Source organism: Streptomyces sp. NPDC048504 (assembly GCF_043200035.1).
Classification (GTDB): Bacteria; Actinomycetota; Actinomycetes; order Streptomycetales; family Streptomycetaceae; genus Streptomyces.
This window is the reverse complement of sequence record NZ_JBICXA010000001.1, coordinates 388366-407818: the sequence shown is the minus strand read 5'-3', so window position 1 is coordinate 407818 and position 19453 is coordinate 388366. Positions and strand designations below refer to the sequence as shown.

The following is a 19453-nucleotide window of genomic DNA, read 5'->3' as shown; positions in this document are numbered from 1 at the left end:
ACCGTAACGCGGCCAGAGGCTCGAACCCCGGATGAAGCTCAGAGAACTCCCATGTGATGCCCCTCACCCGTGCCCAGGAGGCCGTACAGCGGCCCGGTACGGCAATCTCAGGAACCCGCGACAACCCCCGTCCCGGCCGGCGCCGCCACGGCGCCCGCCCGTTTCCTGGAGATCCTGTACCCGTGACCGAGCCCAGCAGCACCCCGCGACCGGCCGGACGCCGCCCCGCGTGGCTGACCCGCAACGTCGAGGTGCTGTGCGGGGTGTCCTTTCTCCAGGACGCGGCCAGCGAACTCCTCTACCCGATCCTGCCGATCTTCCTGACCGTGGTGCTGGGCGCCCCGCCCGCCGTCGTGGGTGCGATCGAGGGACTTGCCGAGGGTGCGGCGTCGATCACCAAGGTGGCCGCCGGGCGGCTCGCGGACCGGTTCGACCGTCGTCCCCTGATCGGCGTCGGCTACGGCCTGGCCGCGGTGGGCAAGCTGCTGATCGCGCTGGCGACCGTCTGGCCGCTGGTGCTCCTCGCCCGGGTCACCGACCGGCTCGGCAAGGGCATGCGCGGGGCGCCTCGCGACGCCCTGCTCGTCGAGGGCGTACCGAAGGGGCAGCGCGGCAGGGTGTTCGGGCTGCACCGGGCCGCCGACACCGCCGGCGCGGTGGTCGGCCCGCTCGTGGGGCTGGTCCTGTACGAGGCGCTCGACCACCGGCTGCGCCCCCTGTTCTGGGTCGCCGTGATCCCGGCCGTCGCGTCGGTCGCGCTGGTCGCCGCCGTCCGCGACCCCCGAGCCGGAAAAAAGGGCAGCTCCTCGACGCGGCCCGCCCGCACACCCTGGCGGTCCCTGCCGCGCCCGTACTGGCGGGTTCTCGGGGTGCTGCTCGCCTTCAACCTGGTCAACTTCCCCGACGCGCTCCTGCTGTTGCGCGCCCACGACCTGGGCCTCTCGACGGCCGGGGTGGTGGGCGCGTACGCGGTCTACAACCTCGTCTACGCCGCCCTGTCCTACCCCGCCGGAGCGCTGTCCGACCGGCTGCCGCGCCCGCTGGTCTTCGCCACCGGCCTGCTCTTCTTCGCGATCGGTTATCTGGGCCTCGGCCTGATCCACAGCCCCTGGGCGGTGTTCGTGGTGCTGCCGCTCTACGGCGGTTTCGCGGCCTGTACCGACGGCGTCGGCAAGGCCTGGATCTCCACGCTCGTCCCCGACGGCCAGCAGGGCACCGCGCAGGGACTCTTCCAGGGCGCGACCGGCGCCGCCGTACTGCTCGCGGGTGTGTGGGCCGGACTCGCCTGGGGCGCCGACGGCCGCCTTCCGCTGCTGGTCTCGGGCGGCATCGCGCTGGTCCTCGCCGGTGTGCTGCCGGTCATCGCCCGCGCGCGGACCGCGGCACTCTGACCCGGAGCCCCGATGAAGGCGCGGTGAACGGGTCGGCTTCCGGCCATGTCTAGTGACAGGTTCTGGTCAAGGACTGTCCAAATGCCGGACTCCTCCCGCCGCGGGTGGTCGGGTCGTCTCCAACGGCTGTATCCGCGCCCGCCCGGGAGGCCCTGGTGTCACAACCGACCCGCAAGAGACGTTGGTTCACGATCTGCGCCATCACCGCATCCGCCGCACTCGTGGCGATACCCGCCGGCGCCGCGCCCGGCTCGGGCGGCACCCCCTTCGGGGTCCGCGCGCTCGCTCAACTCACCGCCGAACGAGACCAGTCGGTGGGTGCGGTCAGCCCCAAAGCCAAGGCCGACGACGACGGCGGTGACGACGGCAACGAGGCCGACGAGATAGCCGAGGGCGCCGACCAGTATGCCGAGGCCCGCACCTCACCCGGCATCGTCGCACCGGGCGCGTACGGAGCCGCCTGGACGAGTCTGGCCGACCTGCCCAGCACCGGCGGCAGTTGGCGCAACATCACCGACCTCCCGTACAACTCCGACGACCCGCGCTACCGCGACTACGACTCCAACTCCAGTGGCGGCTCGGGCAATGTGACCGGCCGGATGGCCGCGATGGCCGCCGACGACGACGGGTACGTGTACGCGGGCAGCGCGGGCGGCGGAGTGTGGCGCTCGCACACCGGAGGCGGTCACTGGCAGCCCATCAGCGACAAGCTGCCGGCCCAGTCCACCGGCGCGCTCGCGCTGGACGGCGCCGGACGGCTGTGGCTGGGCACCGGCGAGGCGACGACCAACGCGGACGCCTACCTCGGCAGCGGCGTCTACGTCCTGTCGAACCCCCGTCACGGCACGTTCTCCTCCCGCAGCCGGGTCGGCGGCGACGAGCTGGAGTCCACCACCATCCACGAGCTGCGCTTCGGCGGCGGCAAGGTGTGGGCGGCGACCAGCGAGGGTGTGTGGAGCCACTCCACCAAGACCCTCAAGGGCGCCTGGAAGCTGGAGTTCGCGCCCAACCCCGCCTATCTGCCGGGCGGTTCACTCGCGAACGACGCCTCGGCCGCGTACAAGAACATCGCCAACGACATCGCGATCGACCCGAAGAACCCCTCCGAGGTGGTCCTCGCGGTCGGCTGGCGCAGCGGTGACGACTACAACGGCTTCTACACCAAGGACTCCAGCGGCACCTGGACCCGGATCAGCACCGGCTTCGGCGACCTGCCGACCGACGCGGACAACGTCGGCAACGTCACCTTCGCCCGCTCCGCCGACGGCTCGCGCTACTACGCCATCGACCAGTCCCCGGAGCAGCTCAACACCAACCCGGACAGCGGTCTGGAGGGCATCTACGTCTCCAAGTCCGGCTCCCCGACCGGCCCTTGGACGAAGATCGCCGACTACAAGGGTCTGGCCGCCGACGGCTCGGCGCTCACCTCCAGCGGCTACATGCCGGGCGTACAGGCCTGGTACAACCAGTTCCTGACCGTCGACCCGGCGAACGCGGAGCACGTCTACGCGGGCCTGGAGGAGGTCTACGAGACGAAGGACGGCGGCACCAACTGGTCGACCGTCGGCCCGTACTGGAACTTCGGCTTCCCCTGCTGGAGCATCGACCCGACCAAGCAGACGGGCGACTGCAGCCCGACCACCCACTCCGACCAGCACGGCGTAGCGATCGGCAGCTACCACGGCAAGAGCTTCGTCTACGTCGGCAACGACGGCGGCGTCTACAAGCGCCCGCTCAACGGCTCCCAGGACGCCTCCGGTCACGCCACCGACTGGTCCTCGCTCAACGACGGCACCATCGACACCCTCCAGTACTACTCGGTCGGCGTCGGCAAGGACCTGACGTACGGAGGCGTCTCCGTCACCGGGGGCCTCCAGGACAACGGCCAGTCCATCCTGCGCAGCAACGACACCGTGATGGGGTCCAACTTCGGCGGCGACGGCGGCGACACCCTCACGGACCCGGCCAACGGCTGCAACATGGCAGAGGAGTACGTCTACCTCGCCATCCAGGTGACCCAGAACTGCGCGATCAACGACGGCAGTTGGATCACTGACCCCAGCAAGATCACGTCGTACAACGTGGCCCCCGCCGACAACGCCACCGGTGAGGCCCGCTTCATCGCCCCGATCACAGCGGACATGAAGAACAGCTCGACCTGGGTCGCGGGCGGCCGGCACATCTGGGTCCAGACCCACGGCTACGCCATCCGCAGCGGCGACGAGTGGACCAGCGTCTACGACCTCGGCGCCGGGCGTACCGCGACCGCCGTCGCGGCCTCGGGCGGCAAGGTCTACGCGGCCTGGTGCGGCCCCTGCAACAACCAGGGCTTCGCCCGCGGCATCTCCGTCGGCAACGCGGACGGCACCGGCTGGCACGACATCACCCTCCCGGCCACCGGCGCGGACGGCACCGTACCCAACCGCTACCTCGCCGGCTTCGCCGTCGACCCCAAGAACGCCGACCACGTCTACCTCGCGGTCAACGGCTTCTCCCGGCACTGGACCGAGGGCCCCGGCGCCGGTGTGGGCCACGTCTTCGAGTCCACCGACGGCGGCACCACCTGGAAGGACATCTCGAAGAACCTCCCCGACGTGCCGACCAACTCCGCGGTCGTCACACCGAACGGCGGCCTCGCCGTCGCCACCGACCTCGGCGTCGTCTACCGCGCACCGGGCCGTACGACCTGGGAGCGCGTCGGAAGCCTCCCGGCCGTCGCCGTGCTCCAGCTGAAGCTGAGCCCGGACGGCAAAACGCTGTACGCGGCCACCCACGGCCGCGGCATCTACACCATCAAGGTGAGCGACTGTAAGTGACGTAGCAAGGTTGCAGGGGTGATCCCGGGTGCCGGGGTCACCCCTGCGTCGTGAACGGCACCACGCTCAGATGCAGGGTGAAGGCGGCCTTCGCCGCACCCGCCACGTCCGGCGCCTTCGCGGACGCGATGACGTCCGCCGTACCGCCCTTCGTCCCCGCACACCGCAGCGAGGCGTGGGCCGTGCCGTCCGCGTCCACCCGCCACCCGGACGCGAGGACGAGAACCGGCGCTGAACTCCGCACGGCCGTCCACCGCTTGTCGTCCGTGCGAGGCCGCAGGACGAGCGACACCACGGTCCCGGGCCGCACGCAGAGCCGCCGTACGACCGCGTCGCCAGGGCCGGCGGTGACCTCCGTGTGCCCGGCGGCACAGCTCGCCGGCGAAGCGGAGGAACCCGTGGCCGACACCGACGGGCTTCCCCGGGTCGGGCCGGCGGACGGCACTGCCGACGGCCTCGCCGAGCCGCTGCTCTCCGACGCCCCTCCCACCGGCCCACCGCCTTCCGACGCGTGACACCCCGCCAGGACCACCACCACGGCTACCAGCCGTCCCCCGGCCCACCACCGCATCCCGTCACCTCCCGGCCCGCGCGTCGGACCACCAGCATGCCCTGGCGAACCTTCGCCATGTGATGTGACGGGGCTCACGTCAGACGGAAAACCTGCGGGCCGTGTCCGGCGTCTAGCCGGTGTGAGAGCAGCGAGGAAGGCACTCGGCGAGCTGGACGAGGAACGGCTCGTGCGGCTGGTGGCCAGGGGGGACCGTGCGGCGTTCGACGAGCTGTACCGGCGTACCGCGCCGTGGATGGCCGTAAGGCTGCGTCGGCGCTGCGCCGACGAGCAGATCGTCGCCGAGGTGATGCAGGAGACGTATCTGGCGGTGTGGCGGGCGGCAGGGGCGTTCGCGGGGGCCTCGGTGGGCGGGACGGCCGTCGGGTGGCTGTGGACGATCGCGGCGCGGCGGCTCGTCGACGCCTTCCGGCGCCGGGCCCATCACGCCGAGCCGCCACCGGCCGCCGCTTCCGTCGACGCCGCGCCCGGCGCCGAGGAGGAGGTGCTCGCGGCGACCGTCGGCGGGGATGTCGGGGACGCGCTGCGGACCCTCGCGCCGGAACTCCGGCAAGTACTGCAGGCCTTGGTGCTCGACGGGCTGTCCGTCCGGGAGACCTCTGTCCTGCTCGGGCTGCCCGAGGGCACGGTCAAGACCCGTGCGCGCCGGGCCCGGATCGCGATGCGGAGGGCGTTGACATGAGCGTGGAACATGCGTCGGCTCGGATCATCGGCTGCTACGCGCGCGGTGGCGGCGACGACCTCACCGCCGATGAAGTGTGGGCCGTGGAAGCCCATTTGGAGACGTGCCGGGTCTGCCGGGATCGGCTCGCGGCGGTCGTCGCCGCGGATGTGCCGGGGGTGGCGGCGCTCGTCGGAAGTGTGCGGGACGGGCTTGAGCCTCGGCTGGCCGTGCCCGTGTCGCGGCGGCGGTATCGGCCGGTGCGGGTGTCGAGTTGGCTGACGCCGGTGATGGTGCCGTGGGTGGGGATGGTCGTGAGTGTCACTCTGCTCGCGCTGCTGCTCGACCTGGTCGGCGGCGGTTACGGGTTCGGGGACGGCTCCGGCCGTGTGTCGCTGGTGTTGTTGCTCGCGCCGGTTCTGCCCGTGCTCGGCGTCGCGGCTTCCTGGTCGCAAGGGCTCGACCCGGCCTACGAGTTGACGGCTTCCGTGCCCCGGGCCGGGCTCCAACTGGTCTTGCGGCGAACGGCTTCCGTGCTTGCCGTCGTCGTTCCCGCGCTGCTGGTGGGCGGTTGGGCCACGGGGGTGCCGGGGGTGACGGCCGCGCAGTGGCTGCTGCCCTGTCTGGCCTTCACCTCTACGACCCTGGCGCTCGGCGGTGTCGTCGGGGTGACCCGTGCCGCCGTCGCGGTGGTGGCCGTATGGGCCGGCGTGGTTGTCGCCCCGACCGTGGTCGCCAGCCGTGCGACCTTCGCATTGCAGGCGGGGGGGCTGGCCGTGTGGGGGCTGGTTCTCGCGGTCGGCGTCGGGGTCGTGATCGTCCGCCGGGGCGCGTACTCCGTGCTGGGAGCCCATCGGTGACCGGCGAGAGATCGAATCGAGAGATCGGATCGATGAGAGAAGCCATGGGGGAACCCGTTGGAAAGGACCGTCACATGATGCTCGCAGTGAGCGCGGCCGACCTCGCGCCGACGCCCTACGCCTGGGAGATCCGGGCCACCGGGTTGAAGGTCAGGGTCGGCCGGAAGCGGATGGCCGTCGACGGGCTCGACCTGTCGTTGGGTACCGGTGTGCACGGGCTGCTCGGGCCCAACGGGGCCGGGAAGACCACCCTCATCCGGGCGTTGGCCACCGTACTGCGGCCCGCCGAGGGGACGTTGGAGCTGCTCGGGGAGTCCGCGGGCGGGACGGGTGAGCATCGGGCGCTGCGGCGCCGGATCGGCTACCTGCCCCAGGAGTTCGGGTACTACAAGCGGTTCACCGTGCGTGAATTCGTCGAGTACATGGCCTGGTTGAAGGAGGTGCCCAAGGCGGACATCCCGGGGGCGGTCCAACGCGCCGTGGAACGGGTGGGGTTGGCCGACCGGGCCGAGGAGCGGATGAAGGCGCTGTCCGGTGGCATGGTGCGCAGGGTCGGGATCGCGCAGGCCATCGTCAACGACCCGGCGATCCTGCTGCTCGACGAACCCACGGCCGGGCTGGACCCGGCGCAGAGGCTGCGATTCCGTGAACTGCTGCAGGAGTTGGGCACGGACACCTGTGTGGTCGTGTCGACCCATCTGGTCGAGGATGTCGCCGCCGCCTGCGGTGATGTCGTGCTCTTCGCCGAGGGGCGGCTGGTCTTCCAGGGCACCCCGGATGAGCTGGCCGCGGCGGGTGGACCCGAGCATGTGGGCGACAGCCCGTTGGAGCGGGGCTACTCGGCGCTGCTGTCGGAGCCCGAGCGGGCGAGGGGCTCCTGGTGAACGGCCGTACCCCGCCGACCGACTTGAACCCCCGCGTCCCGTACGCCGACGTCAACTTCCGTGTCCTGCGTATCGAGTTGAGGCGTTCCGTCGCCCCCTGGGCCGGCGGCGTGATCCTGACGAGCGCGCTGGCGTTCCTGTATCTGGTGAACGGCAGCTGGTGGAACGGCACCACGGCGTGGACGGCCCAGTGGACGTCCCTGGCCCTGTGGACCCGGAGCCTGCTGTTCTATCTGTGGCCGCTCGCCGTGGGGTTCGGGGCGTTGCAGGGGCTGCGCGACCACCGTTCGAGGATGGTCGAGCTGCTGACGAGCACTCCGCGTCCCGCCCGGCACCGCGCGGCCGTACCGGCGGGCGCGACGGCGATCACGCTCACCTCGGCCTACGCACTCCTCGTCCTCGTCGGCGGGGTCCAGGTACTCACCAACACCGACTACACACACGCCGGTTGGCTACCGATCTCCCTCGTGGGGGCGCTGTTCCTCGTGGCCGGGGCTCTGCTCGGCATGGGCGCCGGGCGGGCCCTGCCGTCCGCGCTCACCCCACCGCTCCTGGCCATGAGCGCGTTCGCGTTCACCGCCCTCATGCACATGTCGCTCGGCCGGACGGCGACGATCGACCCGGCGAACGGGTTCACGACCACGGAACCGAACCGCCTCTCCCTCCTGTCACCCGAGGTCGACGAGGTCCGCAGCGCCCTCGTCACGCTCTCCGCCTCCGTCCACATCGGGCAGACGATCTGGGTCCTCGGCATGGCCACGACCGGCTTCGCGCTCCTCGTCGCCACGACCCGCCGCGCCCGGCTGATCGCCCTCACCCCCGTCCTCGCGGGCGCGGTCCTCGCCCTGCTCGTCCTCCCGTCCGACCCGAGCCGGATGTACGTCGTCGACAAGACCGCCGCGGAGTCGGTGTGCGAGGGGCCGGTGTGCGTGACGAGGACGCATCAGGACCGGCTCGGCGACCTGGCCGGTCCCGGCGAGGAGGCGCTACGGCTGCTGCGCGGTGCGTTGGGCGGACGGGCGCCGGTCTCGGTGCGGGAGAACACCGCCGTGCAGGCGGAGGGTTCGACTCCGAAGTGGTCGCGTACGACTGTGCTGTTCGACTTCGACGACGACCTCGTCGCGGCGGCGCGGGGTGAGCGGCAACTGACCTGGGCCCTGCTCGCCAAAGGCCTGGTGCCGGGGTGTACTCCGGTGGGGTGGAGCGGGTTCGGGGGAGACCAGTACGCGCAGGCTGTCGCGGTCGGGTGGGTCCTCGGGGAGTTGAAGCCGCTGCCTGGCCCAACGGTGGGAATGCGCGCCGAGGTCGACGCCAAGGCCCGCCCGGTGTGGAAGAAGCTCACGGCGCTTCCGCGGGCTGAGCAGGTCTCGCGGATCGACGCGATGCGGGGCGCCGCGCTGGCTTGCAAGGGGGACCCGTTCGACGTGGTGGCGGGGCGGGCGTCCCGGTGAGGTACGTGCCGGTGAGGTACGTCCCGGTGAGATGGCTGACGCTGTACACGCGTTCGCGTCAAGTGCCCGCGTTCCTCGCCGCGTTGGTGATCGGCGCGGTCGCGATGAGGGCACTCGCCGGGGACAGCTCCCAAGGGACCGGTGATCCACGGCTGCCCGTACTCGCCCTCGCCACGGGGGTGATGGCCGCGTCCATCGGGTTCAGCGGGCAGGACCTCGCGCTGGACCGGACGGCGGCGATCCGCTGGGTGCCGCGTAGAGCGGCGCACGTGCTGCTGGCCGGGGCGGTGGTCGCGGCGGTGCTGCTGAGTGTGCGGGTGATGGGCACGCCCATGGCCGCCACCGAGTTCGTCGTCCGGGACAGCGCGGGGCTGACCGGGCTTGCCGCGCTGGGCGCGGCGCTCTCGGGCGGGCGGTATGCCTGGACACTGCCGTTCGCCTGGCTGTCGTTCACGTTCTTCGCCCCGGCCGCCACGAGTACGGCGATGCGGGTGGCGACCTGGATGCTGCTGCCGGCCGGCACGGCAGTGGCTACCTGGACTGCCCTGCTTCTCCTGGGCGTCGGCACCGCGGCCTATGCCCTCGCGGGACCGAGGCGGTAAGCGGTCGGCGGTCCGGGACGGCGTTCAGGACATGGCGCGCGTGACCGAAAGGACGCTCCCGATCTTCGCGTCCTCGTAGAACCACTTGGCGTCGGCCGCGTCCAGGCCGATCCAGCCGGCGCCGGTGTCCTGCTTGCCGGTGCTCTTCTCTTTGGAGGAGAACGCGATGCCGACGTAGACCGGTTGGTCGTCGGCGTCGCGCAGTTCGACCGCGAGCGAGATCGCCGTGGTGTAGGCGGCGCCACCGGCCAGGTCGGTGACGGTCACGACCTTCGTCTCGTGCTTCTTGTAGACGGTCAACGGCCCTGTCAGCTTGCGGCTGTCGGGGAGGCCGGAGGTGATCGGCATGACCCGGCTCCCGACGATCAGGACGCGCTTGCCGAGGACGACCGAGCCCAGGGCGGGCGCGCGCGGTACGGGAGTTGCCACCCCGGCGGAGGTGACGCGGGGTGACGGGACGGGGTCGGCATGTGTGGCGGCCGGGAGTTGACGCTCGTTCCCCTCCCCCGCGGAGTGCGTGAAACCCACGGTCAGCGCGAAGGCGACGAGGGCGAAGGCCACCGCGCCCGCGCCCAGCACGCCCGCCCTACGGCGGCGCCCCCGGCGCACGGCACGACCGCGGACATCGGCGCCGGGGAGAACCGGGAAGGTCTCATGCTGTGCCGCCAGCTCACGCAGAGCGGTGGAGAGTTCGGCGGCGGAGACTTCGTCTTTGGAGAGTTCGTCAGACACGTCCGCTCTCCTTCCGAACCGGCGCGTCCGCCTTGCCGGTCTTGCCCGCCTCATCGGCCCCGCCGGCCTCGTCAACCGTCAGATGCCTCGCGAGCGCCGCTCGTCCCCGGTACAACCTGGCCTTGACCGTGCCCACGGGCGCACCCGTGTCGGAGGCTATCTGCTCGACGCTCACGTCACACAGATGGTGCAGGACGATCACCATCCGCTGGGCCTTGGGCAGTTGGCGCAGCGCGGCGACAAGTGCCGTGTGATCAGGGTCGGGTCCCGGCACCGCCCCGGGCGGTGGAGTACGGCGCACCAGCTCCAGCCAGCGCCGCGCCCGGCGCCAGCGGCTCACCGCCAGCCGCATGGCGACCGTACGGATCCACGCCTCGGGTGCCTCGTCCGCGAGGAAGTCCCCGCGCCGGTCCCAGGCCCGTACGAACGCCTCCTGGACCACGTCCTGCGCCTCCTCCCGGTCTCCGGTGAACGCCGAGAGCTGGCCGGTCAGACGGGGAAACGCGGCCGCGTAGAAAGCGTCGAACTCGTCCTCGGTCATGACCTCACCGGAGTCTTGGAATTCCCGTGCAACCTGACCGCCCTCGCCGTGCGTACAGGTCCCGATGGCCGCGTCCTCACCACACGCCCCACAGGAAAGACGAAAAACACGCGCCCCTGGATCCACTTCCCCCACAGCCGTACCGGAGGACCCCGAAGTGCCGCACTCCCCCGATGACTTCGCCGCGTACGCACGCGCGCGCCTGCCCGAACTGGTCACCACCGCCCACCTGCTCTCCGGCACCCCGGGCGGCCCGGACGACCCCCGGGAGGCGACCGAGTTGGCGCGGAGAACCCTGGTGCGGGTGTGCGCGCGGTGGCGCCGGATACCTCGGCACGACGCAGACTTCTATGTACGACGGTTCCTGGTCAAGGAGTGTCTGCGCGGGGCCCGGGGGCGGGCACGCCGCGCCAAGGCCCAACGGGCCGTGCTCGTGTTGCTGCACTGGGAGGGCCTGCGCGAGGCGGAGATCGCCCAGTTGCTCGGCTGGTCTTCCGGTGCGGTCAGGAGCCGGGCTCGGCGGGGGCTGGCGGTCTGCGGGGGTGATGCCGAGCGACTCCGGCGGCTGTTCGCCGAGGCCGCTGCCGGCCTTGTCCCGTTGGACGTTCAGCTCGATGCCGTCGAACAGCACGGCCGGGCGCTACGACGGCGCCGTAGCGGCGTAGTGGCTGCCGCCTGCGGGGTGTTGCTCGTGCCGGGGGTCGTGTCCGGCGCGGACCGGTTCATGAGCGGCGGCTCCACGGGCGGGTCGGGCGGCGGGGCGGCCGACGTGGCGCAGAGCCCGGTACGGATCGTCGCACCCGGCGAACGGGTGGACGCCGTACCGGGCGTACAGGTCTGGCTGACCACCGACGGCAAACACTGGTCGACGCCGGAAGTACCCAACCAGTTCCAAGGCCTGACCGACGCCGATGCCGATGACACCTACAGGAACAAGTACCGGGACAAGTACCAGGACAAGGACACGTACGGGAGCGGCAAGAAGGTCAGCGTCGATAGCGGGAAACCAGCCGTCTCCGTACAGCCCGACCCGCTGAACAGCACTTCGTACTTCCTGTCGGGCCTGTACCGAGGCTTGTCCGCCGACCCGGCACGCGTCGAAGTCACCGTCGAAGACCACAGGATCACCGGTACGGTCCTCACGCTCGCGGGCAGCCCCGGCTGGGGCGTCTGGTACGCGCGCACACCCCTGTCACCGGAGGAGTTGAAGTCGAGCTCCGTCGACGGCGGCCCGGCCGTCACGGTGTACGACGCGGCCGGCAAGGCCGTCGCGCGGGGCGGGGCGGCCGAGTGAAGCGCCGCATCCACGCCCGCGCCCGTGCCCACCTGCGGCGCATCCCGCTCCGCCTGCGCCTCCGCCGCACCCGGGGCCGCCTGCTCCGCCGACTGCTCATCACCTTCGTCCTGCTGATCGCGGCAGTCTGCACGGCCGCGGTCGTCGCGTACCGCCTGACGGACATCCCCGAGCCGCACCCGGAAACAGTCACCCAAAGCACGGTTTTCGTGGACGACAAGGGCTCCTACCTGGGCCGACGCGGCCCAGTAGACCGCCAGGAGGTACCCCTGTCACAGGTCCCGCGATCCGTCCAGGACGCGGTGATCGCGGCCGAGAACCGCTCATTCCGCACGGATGACGGCGTCTCGCCGCGAGCCATCGCCCGCGCGGTACTGGCCTCCCTGACCGGCGGCGAACGACAGGGCGGTTCCACCATCACCCAGCAGTACGTGAAGAACGCCCTGCTGAGCCCGGAACAGTCCCTGTCCCGCAAGGCGCACGAGGCCCTGATCGCGATCAAACTCGACCGCACCCGATCCAAGGACGACATCCTGGCGGGCTATCTCAACACGGTCTACTTCGGCCGGGGTTCGGCCGGCATCCAGGCGGCCGCGCGCAACTACTTCGGCGTGGACACCCGGAACCTGACCGTCTCCCAGGGCGCCGCGCTGGCGTCGATCGTCAACATCCCGTCGTACTACGAGAAGGCGGGCTCCGATCCGAAGGTGACCGCGACGCTCAAGGCACGCTGGTCATGGGTCCTCGACGCGATGGCGACAAGCGGCGCCATCACCGCGAAGCAACGCGCCGACGCCACCTTCCCGGCCTTCCGCTTCTACCCGCCGGGCACGACCGAGGGGCAACGGCAGTACATGATCGACGTGGCGGCGCAGGAGGCCGCCGACCGGCTCGGCATCACCGAGGACCAGTTGGCCCGCGGCGGCTACACCGTGCACACCACGTTCGACCTGGCCCTCCAGGACGCCACGACCGAGGCGGTGAAGAACCTGAAAGGCGGCAAGGGTGACAAGGACGGCAAGGGCACCACGCTGCACACGGCGGTCGTGGCGATCAAACCCGGCGACGGAGCGGTACGGCTCCTGTACGGGGGCTCGGACTACGCCCGGCAGCCGTTCAACGACGCGGTGGGCGGCGCCGTAGAAGCGGGAACGGCCCTGGACCCCTTCGGCAAGGTCCCCCTCACCACCCCCCTGACCGGCCTCCAGAAGACCCCCGCCCCCACCCCACTGAAACTGGCCTCGGCCTACGCGACCGTGGCGGCGAACGGCGTGTACGCGGCCCCGTACACGATCACGAAGATCACCCGGGACGGCCGACAGGTGTACACCGCGCACCCCGACACACGGCGCATGCTGGACGAGCAGGGCGTGTTCATGGTGAACGCGTACATGTCCAAGACGTCCGAGGCAGCGATCCCGTCGCGCCCCACCGCCCAGAAGACCCCCCAGACCCCTCAGACCCCCCAGACCTCCTTCACCGCCGGAGCAGGCGGCGGAACAACCCGCCGAACCATCTGGTCCACCACCCAGGACCCCCAACTCACCCTGACAATCGCCCTCTTCGCCGACCGCCCCGGCAAGAAGAAGAACACGACCGTCCCCGCCCAACTCCCGAACAACCCACCACCGACCGAGTCCGCGGCGGAAACGGCGGCACAGATCTGGCGACTGGCCACGGCGGGGGCGGGATAGGCAGGAGCTTCTCTACCCTTGGATAGAGACCCTGTTCCTCCGTTGCGTCGACGAATCGGTGGTAGGCCGACGGAATGCTTACGGGCATGGACATCGCTTCGCTCACCGTCGTACTCAGTGTGATCGTCGTCGTCTCGGCCTCGGTCCTCATCGCCTTCAATGAACCGCCGCTGTGGGTCTACGGGTTGAGCTGCGCGGGGTCGTTTCCGTTGAGTGGCGTCCTGATGCGCCAGGCCGTCTTCGCATCGGTCATCGAGGACGGTTCGGCCGCCGCGTGGGCGTTGCGGCTGGCCGGCGCCTTCACCGTCGCCGTCGTCCTGAGCTTCCTCTTCGGCAAGGACAGCCGCGCGGGTGCCGAGAGCGCCACCCGGCAGGCACGGCGGTTCGGTGTCCACTGAGCTTCTTACGAACCCGGGACGTCGACCCAGAGTGCGCCTTATAGCCGTTTCGTCCCCCTGATCTCGGTCTAGCGTTGCGAATCGTCCGGCGACGAGCGCGAGAAGCCCGCCGGCCCCCCATTCCCCTTTTCCGCAAGAGGAGTACGCACGCATGACCCTCGCCACCCGCGCCATCGCCACCTGCGCCGCCCTCGCCGCAGCCGCTCTCTTCGCCGCGCCCGCGGCCGTCGCCGCCGACGCGCACCACGCCCCCGGCTCCCGTGCTCAACTGCGTGGCAGCTCAACCGTGTTCGTGCAGAGCGACGACACGACCGCGAACACCGTCGTGGCCTACGCACGTGCCGCCGACGGCACCCTCGCCCAGAAGGGCGTCTACTCCACCGGCGGCAAGGGCGGCATGCTGGCCGGTACCGTCGCGGACCACCTCGCCTCGCAGGGGTCGCTCGCCTACGACCGGCACAACCAGCTGCTCTACGCCGTGAACGCGGGCAGTGACACCGTGACCGTCTTCGCCGTGCACGGCACGCACCTGCGGCGGGTCCAGGAGATCTCCAGCGGCGGGAGTTTCCCGGTCAGCGTCACGTTCCACGGCGACCGGGTCTACGTCGCCAACACGCTCGGCGGCGGTTCCGTACAGGGCTTCGTGCGGACCGGCGAACGGCTGGTGAAGGTCTCGTCCTGGCACCGTAACCTCGGTCTGGACAAGGCGACTTCGGCCGTCGGGCAGATCTCCTTCACCCCGGACGGTTCGAAGCTCGTCGTCACCACCAAGGCCTCGGGGCAGAGCATCGACGTCTTCCCGGTCGGCGTGCACAGCGGACCGTCCGCCCAACCCGTGGTGACCTCGACCCCCGGCGCCGTGCCGTTCGGGTTCGCCTTCGACTCCGCCGGGCGGATCCGGGTGACGGAGGCCGGAACGAACTCGGTGGGCACCTTCACGGTCGGCCGCGACGGCGGACTGACCGCCGAGGGGACCGTCCCGACGGGCCAGACCGCCACCTGCTGGGCGGTGACGGCAGGCGATCACCTCTATGTCTCCAACGCGGGCAGCGGCACCCTCTCCGGCTACCGGGCGGGCGCCCAGGGCGAGTTGACCGCGCTGGGCAACACGGCCACCGACGCCGGCACGGTCGACGCGGCCGCCTCGTCGGACGGCCGGTACCTGTACGTCCAGACCGGCGTGAAGGGGGTCGTGGACGAGTTCCGGGTCGGCGCCAACGGCTCGCTCACCCCGATCGGTTCGGTCGTGGTGCCGGGGGCGGTGGGTGGCGAGGGCATAGTCGCCGGCTGATCAACTACCGGTACCTGTAAGCATGTTCGGGAGTCCGGGAGTCCAACGGCCGCTCCGTGCCGCCGGGTTCCCGGACCTCGCCGTCGCCTCGCCGTCACCCCGGCGCCCGTCAGACCAGCCCCGTGACCGTCACGGTCACCCTCGGTGCCGACTGCGGGGACCGGGCCGACTCCAGTGCGTCCAGGCGCCGTTCGACCGTGTCCCGGACCACGCGTGCCACGTCCACGGTCCGGGCCCGCCGTAGCGCGACGACGTGGATCTCGACGTGCCAGGGGCCGTCGTCGCCGTCCGGGCGGGTCATGCGCACTCCACCCGAGTGCGCCGCCCGCGACAGAGCCGACCGCAGCCGGCCCGTCAGGCCCGGCCTGAAGGTGGCCGGTATCGCCGCCCGGGAGGTCCCCGGCGTCCACGACATGGGCGGCGGCCTCTCGCGCGGCATCGGCACCGTGCGCGACCGCGTACCCGGTGGCCGGCCGAACGGGGGGCCCGGTGTGAAGGTCGAGGTGGGCGAGCGGCAGACGGCCATCGATCTCGACCTGGTCGTCGAGTACGGGGTGTCCGTGATGGACGTCGCCCAGGACGTGCGGGAGAACGTCATCTCCGCGGTCGAACGCGTCACCGGTCTTGAGGTCGCCGAGGTGAACGTCACCGTCGACGACGTCCACCTGCCCGACGAGCACGAGGCCGTCCACACCGGCGAGGCCCGGGTGGAGTAGGACGCCCGGTCAGGGGCACGGGCAGGAGTGGTGGATCCGGCGGAGAGGTGGAGGTGGACGGGCATGAACGCACCGTTCGTCGGGATGATCGCGGGGATGGCCCTGGCGTTCGCCGGCTGGTTCGGCGGCTTCGGCGCCTTCCTGCTCGTGGCCGCGCTCGGCGGCCCGGGCTGGGCACTGGGCCGCTGGTTCGAACGCGGCGGCAGCGTCCGGGACGTACGGGATGCGTTCGAACGGAGCCGTCGATGACCACTGCCGCGGCGCCCGCCGCACAGCGAGGCACCACCACCGTCTCGGAGCGCGCGGTCCGCAGGATCGCCGAACGCGCGACCACCGAGGCGCTCCCCGGGCGCGCGGCCCGGGCGGCGGCGACCGTACGGGGCCGGAAGGCGGAGGTGTCCCTCGGCGTGACGCTCCCCTGTCCGTCCCCGCTCGCCGACGGCGTTCAGGACGTCCAACGGCACGTGGTGGACCGTACCCGGGCACTGACCGGACTGGAGGTACCGGCCGCACGCGTCGACGTCACGTCGCTCGCGGCGCCCAGGTACTCCGCCCCTCCGGTGTCCGCGGCGACTCCGGCATCTCCGGCCGGGGAGACCGTCACCGGCCCGCTGAGAACCGCCGCGCGCTGGTGGTCCGGCCGCCGTTTCCCGGTCGCGCTGCTGACCTCGGCTGCCGCCCTCGGCTGCGGCGCGCTCGCCGTCGACCTGATCGAGGTGCACATGGCCCACCATGCGGCGGCGGCCTGGCGCGTCTCGGCGGGACGCTGGCTCTCCGGGCACGGGCCCGGGGACCCGGCCGTCGTGATCGCGGGCGGTCTGACGGCCCTGCTCGGCGTCTGGATGATCGTGCTCGCCGTCACTCCGGGTCTACGGCACCGGTCCACCGTCCGTACGGAGGCCGAGCGCGTCGACGCCGCCGTGGACCGCTCGGCGGTCGAGTCCCTGGTCCGCGACGCGGTGGGCGACGTGGCCGGCATCGGGGCGGTACGGGTCCGGGTACGACGCCGGAGGATCGCGGTGCGGGCGTCACTCGCCTTCGGCGACCGGGCCGAGGCGTCCGCCGCGGTGACGGCGGCCGCCCGCGCCACCGTCACCTCCTGCCGACTGCGCCGCGAGCCGCGGATACGGGTCACCGTCACCCCGGAACCGGTGTGGCAGCCGCCCACGCCGACCCCCGTGCCCGAAACTGTCGTAGCAGCCAATGGAGTTGACGGTCGACGCACCCCGACTGCCTGACGCGCTCCGACTGCTTGATGCACGCCAACTGCACGGCGCCTCCGACCACATCACGCCCGACCCCCTGAACCGCCGCACTCATCAAGGAAGTTGACCAGTGATGCGCGCCACCCACACGGCCGTCAACCGAACCGCCCTCGGCGTCACCGGACTTGGACTCCTCCTCGCCGGTTCCTGGCTCGCGGCCACGGACCGGACCGTCACGCGTCAACTGCCGTCCTGGTGGGCGTCCCCCGGTACGGGTGCCGTGCTGCTGGGGCCGGGGTGGCCGGCGCAGGTGCGGGGTGAGGGCTGGTGGACGCCGAGCGTGCCGGCCGGGTCGATCGGGCTGACCTTGGTCTTCGCGTACTGGGCACTCGGGCAAGGGAGTTCGGGTGCGGGGCGGCGGCCGGCGTTGCCCTCCCCCGGCTGCACGGTACGTCCGCGGGCGCTGGGCGAGGCAGTGGCGGCGCGGGCGTCCGCCGTCCCCGGTGTGGCACGCACGCATGCCCGGGTACTGCCCCGGCGCGGGCGGCGGCTGGAGGTCGAACTGCGGGTGTGGCTGGCCCCGGACACGTCCCCGGACGCCGTACTGCCAGCCCTGCGCACGGTGACGGCGGAGGCCGAGGGCGCGGCGGCCCCGTACACCACCCACACCCGGCTCCGGCTGAGCGCCGCCTCGCACCACCGGGCGCCCCATGTCCGCTGAGTCGTACGTCGGGCGGGTCCGCCGGATCGCCGGGTTCCGGCCGCCGGCGGCCTGGTGGCCCGCGCTGCGCCGCACACCCGTGTCGCTGTGGAACGACGACATCTCGGACTACGCGGCGGCCCTCACGTACTACGCGATCCTCGCGGTGCTGCCGGCGATGCTGGCCACCGTCATCGCGTTCGGCATGATCAGCCCGGAGACGGCCGAGGAGTTCGTCACCCACGTCACGGCGTACGCCCCCGCCGACTCCGGCACCGAACTGCACGCGGCCCTCAACCACGTACTCCGCACGGACCGCACCGCATGGCCCCTGCTGGTGGCGGGCGGCGTCAGCGCGCTGTGGTCGTCCACGAGTTACCTGGCGGTGTTCCGCCGCGCCCTGCACCGCATGCACGGCACCCACGACCGGCGTTCACCCTGGCGCAAGGCACCCCGCATCATCCTCACCGCGCTCGCCCTGCTCGGCCTGCTCCTCGTCGGCTCACTCACCCTGCTGCTGACCGGCCCGCTCGCGAAGGCCGTCGGCCGGATGGCCGGCGTGGACGAGACCGCCGCCTGGGCGTGGGACCTGCTGCGCTGGCCGGTCCTGCTGTGCCTGGTCGCGCTCCTGGTCGTGGTCGTCTTCCACACGGGCCCGGCGGGGGCACGCCGACGCGGTCACAGCCTGCCCGGCGGAGTGCTGGCCGCCGCGTTGTGGCTGATCGTCTCCGCCGGCTTCTCCACGTACGCCACGACACTCGGCGCCTACAGCAGGCTGTACGGGTCCCTCTCGGGCAGTGTCGTGTTTCTGGTGTGGCTGTGGCTGTCGAACCTGGCGCTGCTGAGCGGGGCGCAGTTCGCGGCGGAGCTTTCCAAGGGCGCCGGCTCCCGCGAGGTCGGTCAGAGCAGTACCGGGGAGGTTCCGGGCTCGTAGCTCTCCTCGGGCAGCGGGTCGGGGACGGCGGCCGGGTCGAGCAGGTGGGCGACGAGGGCCGAGGCCGTCCCGTGCCAGACACCGTAACGGCGCAGCATCCCGTGGTCGCCCCCGGCGATCACCGCCATGCCGGCCCGCGCCGCCGCGCCCTCGTCCCGGGCCCGGCGTACGCAGTCGGCCGTTTCGGTGGGCGAGGTGACGTGGTCCCGTTCGCCGTGCAGGGCGACGATGCGGCGGCCCGCCGTCTGCTCGACCGGTTCGCCCGGTGGCCACCATGGGGCGAGGGCGACCACGCCGAGGACCTGGGGGTGACCGGCGGCGCGCAGGGCGGCCCGGCCGCCCATGGAGTGGCCGAGCAGCAACGTCGGTACAGGGCCGGTGAGTTCGGCGAGGACGTCCAGCGCGCGGAGGGTGTCGCGTGCCGGGTCGGCACGATCGCCGTTCCAGCCGCGTACGCGGTAACGGGCCTGGGCGACCAGGATGTCCTGGTGGGGGAGCGCGGCGATCACGGCGCGTACGACAGGGCCCATGCGCAGCGCGGCCAACTGCCAGGGCCGGGCGGGGCGTTCACTCTTCTCCTGGCCGCCGTGCAGCACCAGGACGGCGGCCTTCGGGCGCGGCGGACGTCGCCGTAGCACCAATGAGACGTGTTGTTCGGTTGGTTCGGCCGCCACAGTCACCCGCTGCCCACTCGTACGGAACCCCCGGGTCG

The 19453-nt window shown here is 71.8% G+C and carries 21 protein-coding genes; 16 read left to right on the top strand and 5 right to left on the bottom strand.

Going from position 1 to position 19453, the window contains the following annotated elements; translation table 11 throughout:
• The first annotated feature begins 182 nt into the window (after nt 1-182).
• Together ACGFY9_RS01895 and ACGFY9_RS01890 are read left to right on the top strand one after the other, a co-directional pair.
• Complete coding sequence (locus tag ACGFY9_RS01895; RefSeq protein WP_393750950.1) at nt 183-1391, top strand: MFS transporter; 1209 nt, start codon at nt 183-185, stop codon at nt 1389-1391.
• 155 nt (nt 1392-1546) lie between these two features.
• Complete coding sequence (locus ACGFY9_RS01890) at nt 1547-4207, top strand: glycosyl hydrolase (protein WP_393750948.1); 2661 nt, start codon at nt 1547-1549, stop codon at nt 4205-4207.
• A 37-nt stretch (nt 4208-4244) separates the two neighbouring features.
• Here ACGFY9_RS01890 and ACGFY9_RS01885 read toward each other — a convergent pair whose 3' ends face one another.
• On the bottom strand, nt 4245-4616 hold the full coding sequence (locus tag ACGFY9_RS01885) for an acetyl-CoA synthetase (protein ID WP_393750947.1): 372 nt from the start codon (nt 4614-4616) through the stop codon (nt 4245-4247).
• Between the two features lie 283 nt (nt 4617-4899).
• Here ACGFY9_RS01885 and ACGFY9_RS01880 point away from each other — a divergent pair, with 283 nt between their 5' ends.
• From ACGFY9_RS01880 to ACGFY9_RS01860, 5 genes are all read left to right on the top strand, one after another.
• Nucleotides 4900-5460, top strand: a complete 561-nt coding sequence (locus ACGFY9_RS01880) for an RNA polymerase sigma factor (protein ID WP_393750945.1) — start codon at nt 4900-4902, stop codon at nt 5458-5460.
• On the top strand, nt 5457-6299 hold the full coding sequence (locus ACGFY9_RS01875) for a zf-HC2 domain-containing protein (protein WP_393750943.1): 843 nt from the start codon (nt 5457-5459) through the stop codon (nt 6297-6299). The genes ACGFY9_RS01880 and ACGFY9_RS01875 overlap by 4 nt, the downstream gene beginning before the upstream one ends.
• Before the next feature lie 74 nt (nt 6300-6373).
• On the top strand, nt 6374-7183 hold the full coding sequence (locus ACGFY9_RS01870; RefSeq protein WP_393750941.1) for an ABC transporter ATP-binding protein: 810 nt from the start codon (nt 6374-6376) through the stop codon (nt 7181-7183).
• Nucleotides 7180-8634, top strand: coding sequence for a hypothetical protein (locus ACGFY9_RS01865; protein WP_393750939.1), 1455 nt, complete (start codon nt 7180-7182; stop codon nt 8632-8634). The genes ACGFY9_RS01870 and ACGFY9_RS01865 overlap by 4 nt, the downstream gene beginning before the upstream one ends.
• A 26-nt stretch (nt 8635-8660) precedes the next feature.
• Nucleotides 8661-9236 carry a hypothetical protein gene (locus tag ACGFY9_RS01860; protein ID WP_393750937.1) on the top strand — a complete coding sequence of 192 codons (576 nt, stop codon included), beginning with the start codon at nt 8661-8663 and terminating at the stop codon, nt 9234-9236.
• A 24-nt stretch (nt 9237-9260) separates the two neighbouring features.
• Here ACGFY9_RS01860 and ACGFY9_RS01855 read toward each other — a convergent pair whose 3' ends face one another.
• Both ACGFY9_RS01855 and ACGFY9_RS01850 read right to left on the bottom strand, forming a co-directional pair.
• Entirely contained in the window at nt 9261-9968 is a 708-nt protein-coding gene (locus ACGFY9_RS01855; protein ID WP_393750935.1) for a hypothetical protein, read from the bottom strand.
• Nucleotides 9961-10509 carry a SigE family RNA polymerase sigma factor gene (locus tag ACGFY9_RS01850; protein ID WP_393750933.1) on the bottom strand — a complete coding sequence of 183 codons (549 nt, stop codon included), beginning with the start codon at nt 10507-10509 and terminating at the stop codon, nt 9961-9963. Before ACGFY9_RS01850 ends, ACGFY9_RS01855 begins: the two co-directional genes overlap by 8 nt.
• 157 nt (nt 10510-10666) lie before the next feature.
• On the opposite strand from ACGFY9_RS01850, the gene ACGFY9_RS01845 reads away from it, so the two are divergent.
• The 4 genes from ACGFY9_RS01845 (at nt 10667) to ACGFY9_RS01830 (ending at nt 15186) form a co-directional block, all read left to right on the top strand.
• Entirely contained in the window at nt 10667-11803 is a 1137-nt protein-coding gene (locus ACGFY9_RS01845; protein ID WP_393750931.1) for a sigma factor-like helix-turn-helix DNA-binding protein, read from the top strand.
• Complete coding sequence (locus ACGFY9_RS01840) at nt 11800-13497, top strand: transglycosylase domain-containing protein (RefSeq protein ID WP_393750929.1); 1698 nt, start codon at nt 11800-11802, stop codon at nt 13495-13497. The genes ACGFY9_RS01845 and ACGFY9_RS01840 overlap by 4 nt, the downstream gene beginning before the upstream one ends.
• A gap of 86 nt (nt 13498-13583) precedes the next feature.
• Nucleotides 13584-13895, top strand: coding sequence for a hypothetical protein (locus tag ACGFY9_RS01835; protein ID WP_393750927.1), 312 nt, complete (start codon nt 13584-13586; stop codon nt 13893-13895).
• Between the two features lie 151 nt (nt 13896-14046).
• Nucleotides 14047-15186: a lactonase family protein gene (locus tag ACGFY9_RS01830; RefSeq protein ID WP_393750925.1), complete on the top strand. Its 1140-nt coding sequence runs from the start codon at nt 14047-14049 to the stop codon at nt 15184-15186.
• 109 nt (nt 15187-15295) lie between these two features.
• On the opposite strand, the gene ACGFY9_RS01825 is transcribed toward ACGFY9_RS01830, so the two are convergent.
• Entirely contained in the window at nt 15296-15487 is a 192-nt protein-coding gene (locus tag ACGFY9_RS01825; protein ID WP_393751802.1) for a hypothetical protein, read from the bottom strand.
• Between ACGFY9_RS01825 and ACGFY9_RS01820 the strand changes: the two genes are divergently transcribed.
• The 5 genes from ACGFY9_RS01820 (at nt 15444) to ACGFY9_RS01800 (ending at nt 18741) form a co-directional block, all read left to right on the top strand.
• Nucleotides 15444-15902 carry an Asp23/Gls24 family envelope stress response protein gene (locus ACGFY9_RS01820; RefSeq protein WP_393751759.1) on the top strand — a complete coding sequence of 153 codons (459 nt, stop codon included), beginning with the start codon at nt 15444-15446 and terminating at the stop codon, nt 15900-15902. The two genes, ACGFY9_RS01825 and ACGFY9_RS01820, sit on opposite strands and share 44 nt — an antisense overlap.
• Nucleotides 15903-15965: 63 nt before the next feature.
• Nucleotides 15966-16151, top strand: coding sequence for a hypothetical protein (locus ACGFY9_RS01815; RefSeq protein WP_393750923.1), 186 nt, complete (start codon nt 15966-15968; stop codon nt 16149-16151).
• Nucleotides 16148-17140 (top strand): DUF6286 domain-containing protein, encoded by a 993-nt coding sequence (locus tag ACGFY9_RS01810; RefSeq protein ID WP_393750921.1) that lies wholly within the window; start codon nt 16148-16150, stop codon nt 17138-17140. The genes ACGFY9_RS01815 and ACGFY9_RS01810 overlap by 4 nt, the downstream gene beginning before the upstream one ends.
• Nucleotides 17141-17240: 100 nt before the next feature.
• Nucleotides 17241-17828 (top strand): hypothetical protein, encoded by a 588-nt coding sequence (locus ACGFY9_RS01805; protein ID WP_393750919.1) that lies wholly within the window; start codon nt 17241-17243, stop codon nt 17826-17828.
• The gene (locus tag ACGFY9_RS01800) at nt 17818-18741 is read left to right on the top strand and encodes a YihY/virulence factor BrkB family protein (RefSeq protein WP_393750917.1); all 924 of its coding nucleotides are present in this window, start codon (nt 17818-17820) and stop codon (nt 18739-18741) included. The genes ACGFY9_RS01805 and ACGFY9_RS01800 overlap by 11 nt, the downstream gene beginning before the upstream one ends.
• On the opposite strand, the gene ACGFY9_RS01795 is transcribed toward ACGFY9_RS01800, so the two are convergent.
• Nucleotides 18708-19415, bottom strand: coding sequence for an alpha/beta fold hydrolase (locus ACGFY9_RS01795; RefSeq protein ID WP_393750915.1), 708 nt, complete (start codon nt 19413-19415; stop codon nt 18708-18710). The genes ACGFY9_RS01800 and ACGFY9_RS01795 overlap by 34 nt on opposite strands.
• Nucleotides 19416-19453 lie beyond the last annotated feature (38 nt).

Bases quoted from the DNA above. Each gene is read 5' to 3' on its own strand.
- ACGFY9_RS01800 (WP_393750917.1), top strand. From the start codon at position 17,818: ATGTCCGCTGAGTCGTACGTCGGGCGGGTCCGCCGGATCGCCGGGTTC.
- ACGFY9_RS01875 (WP_393750943.1), top strand. From the start codon at position 5,457: ATGAGCGTGGAACATGCGTCGGCTCGGATCATCGGCTGCTACGCGCGC.
- ACGFY9_RS01835 (WP_393750927.1), top strand. From the start codon at position 13,584: ATGGACATCGCTTCGCTCACCGTCGTACTCAGTGTGATCGTCGTCGTC.
- ACGFY9_RS01810 (WP_393750921.1), top strand. From the start codon at position 16,148: ATGACCACTGCCGCGGCGCCCGCCGCACAGCGAGGCACCACCACCGTC.
- ACGFY9_RS01805 (WP_393750919.1), top strand. From the start codon at position 17,241: ATGCGCGCCACCCACACGGCCGTCAACCGAACCGCCCTCGGCGTCACC.
- ACGFY9_RS01825 (WP_393751802.1), bottom strand. From the start codon at position 15,487: ATGACCCGCCCGGACGGCGACGACGGCCCCTGGCACGTCGAGATCCAC.
- ACGFY9_RS01815 (WP_393750923.1), top strand. From the start codon at position 15,966: ATGAACGCACCGTTCGTCGGGATGATCGCGGGGATGGCCCTGGCGTTC.
- ACGFY9_RS01870 (WP_393750941.1), top strand. From the start codon at position 6,374: ATGATGCTCGCAGTGAGCGCGGCCGACCTCGCGCCGACGCCCTACGCC.
- ACGFY9_RS01830 (WP_393750925.1), top strand. From the start codon at position 14,047: ATGACCCTCGCCACCCGCGCCATCGCCACCTGCGCCGCCCTCGCCGCA.
- ACGFY9_RS01850 (WP_393750933.1), bottom strand. From the start codon at position 10,509: ATGACCGAGGACGAGTTCGACGCTTTCTACGCGGCCGCGTTTCCCCGT.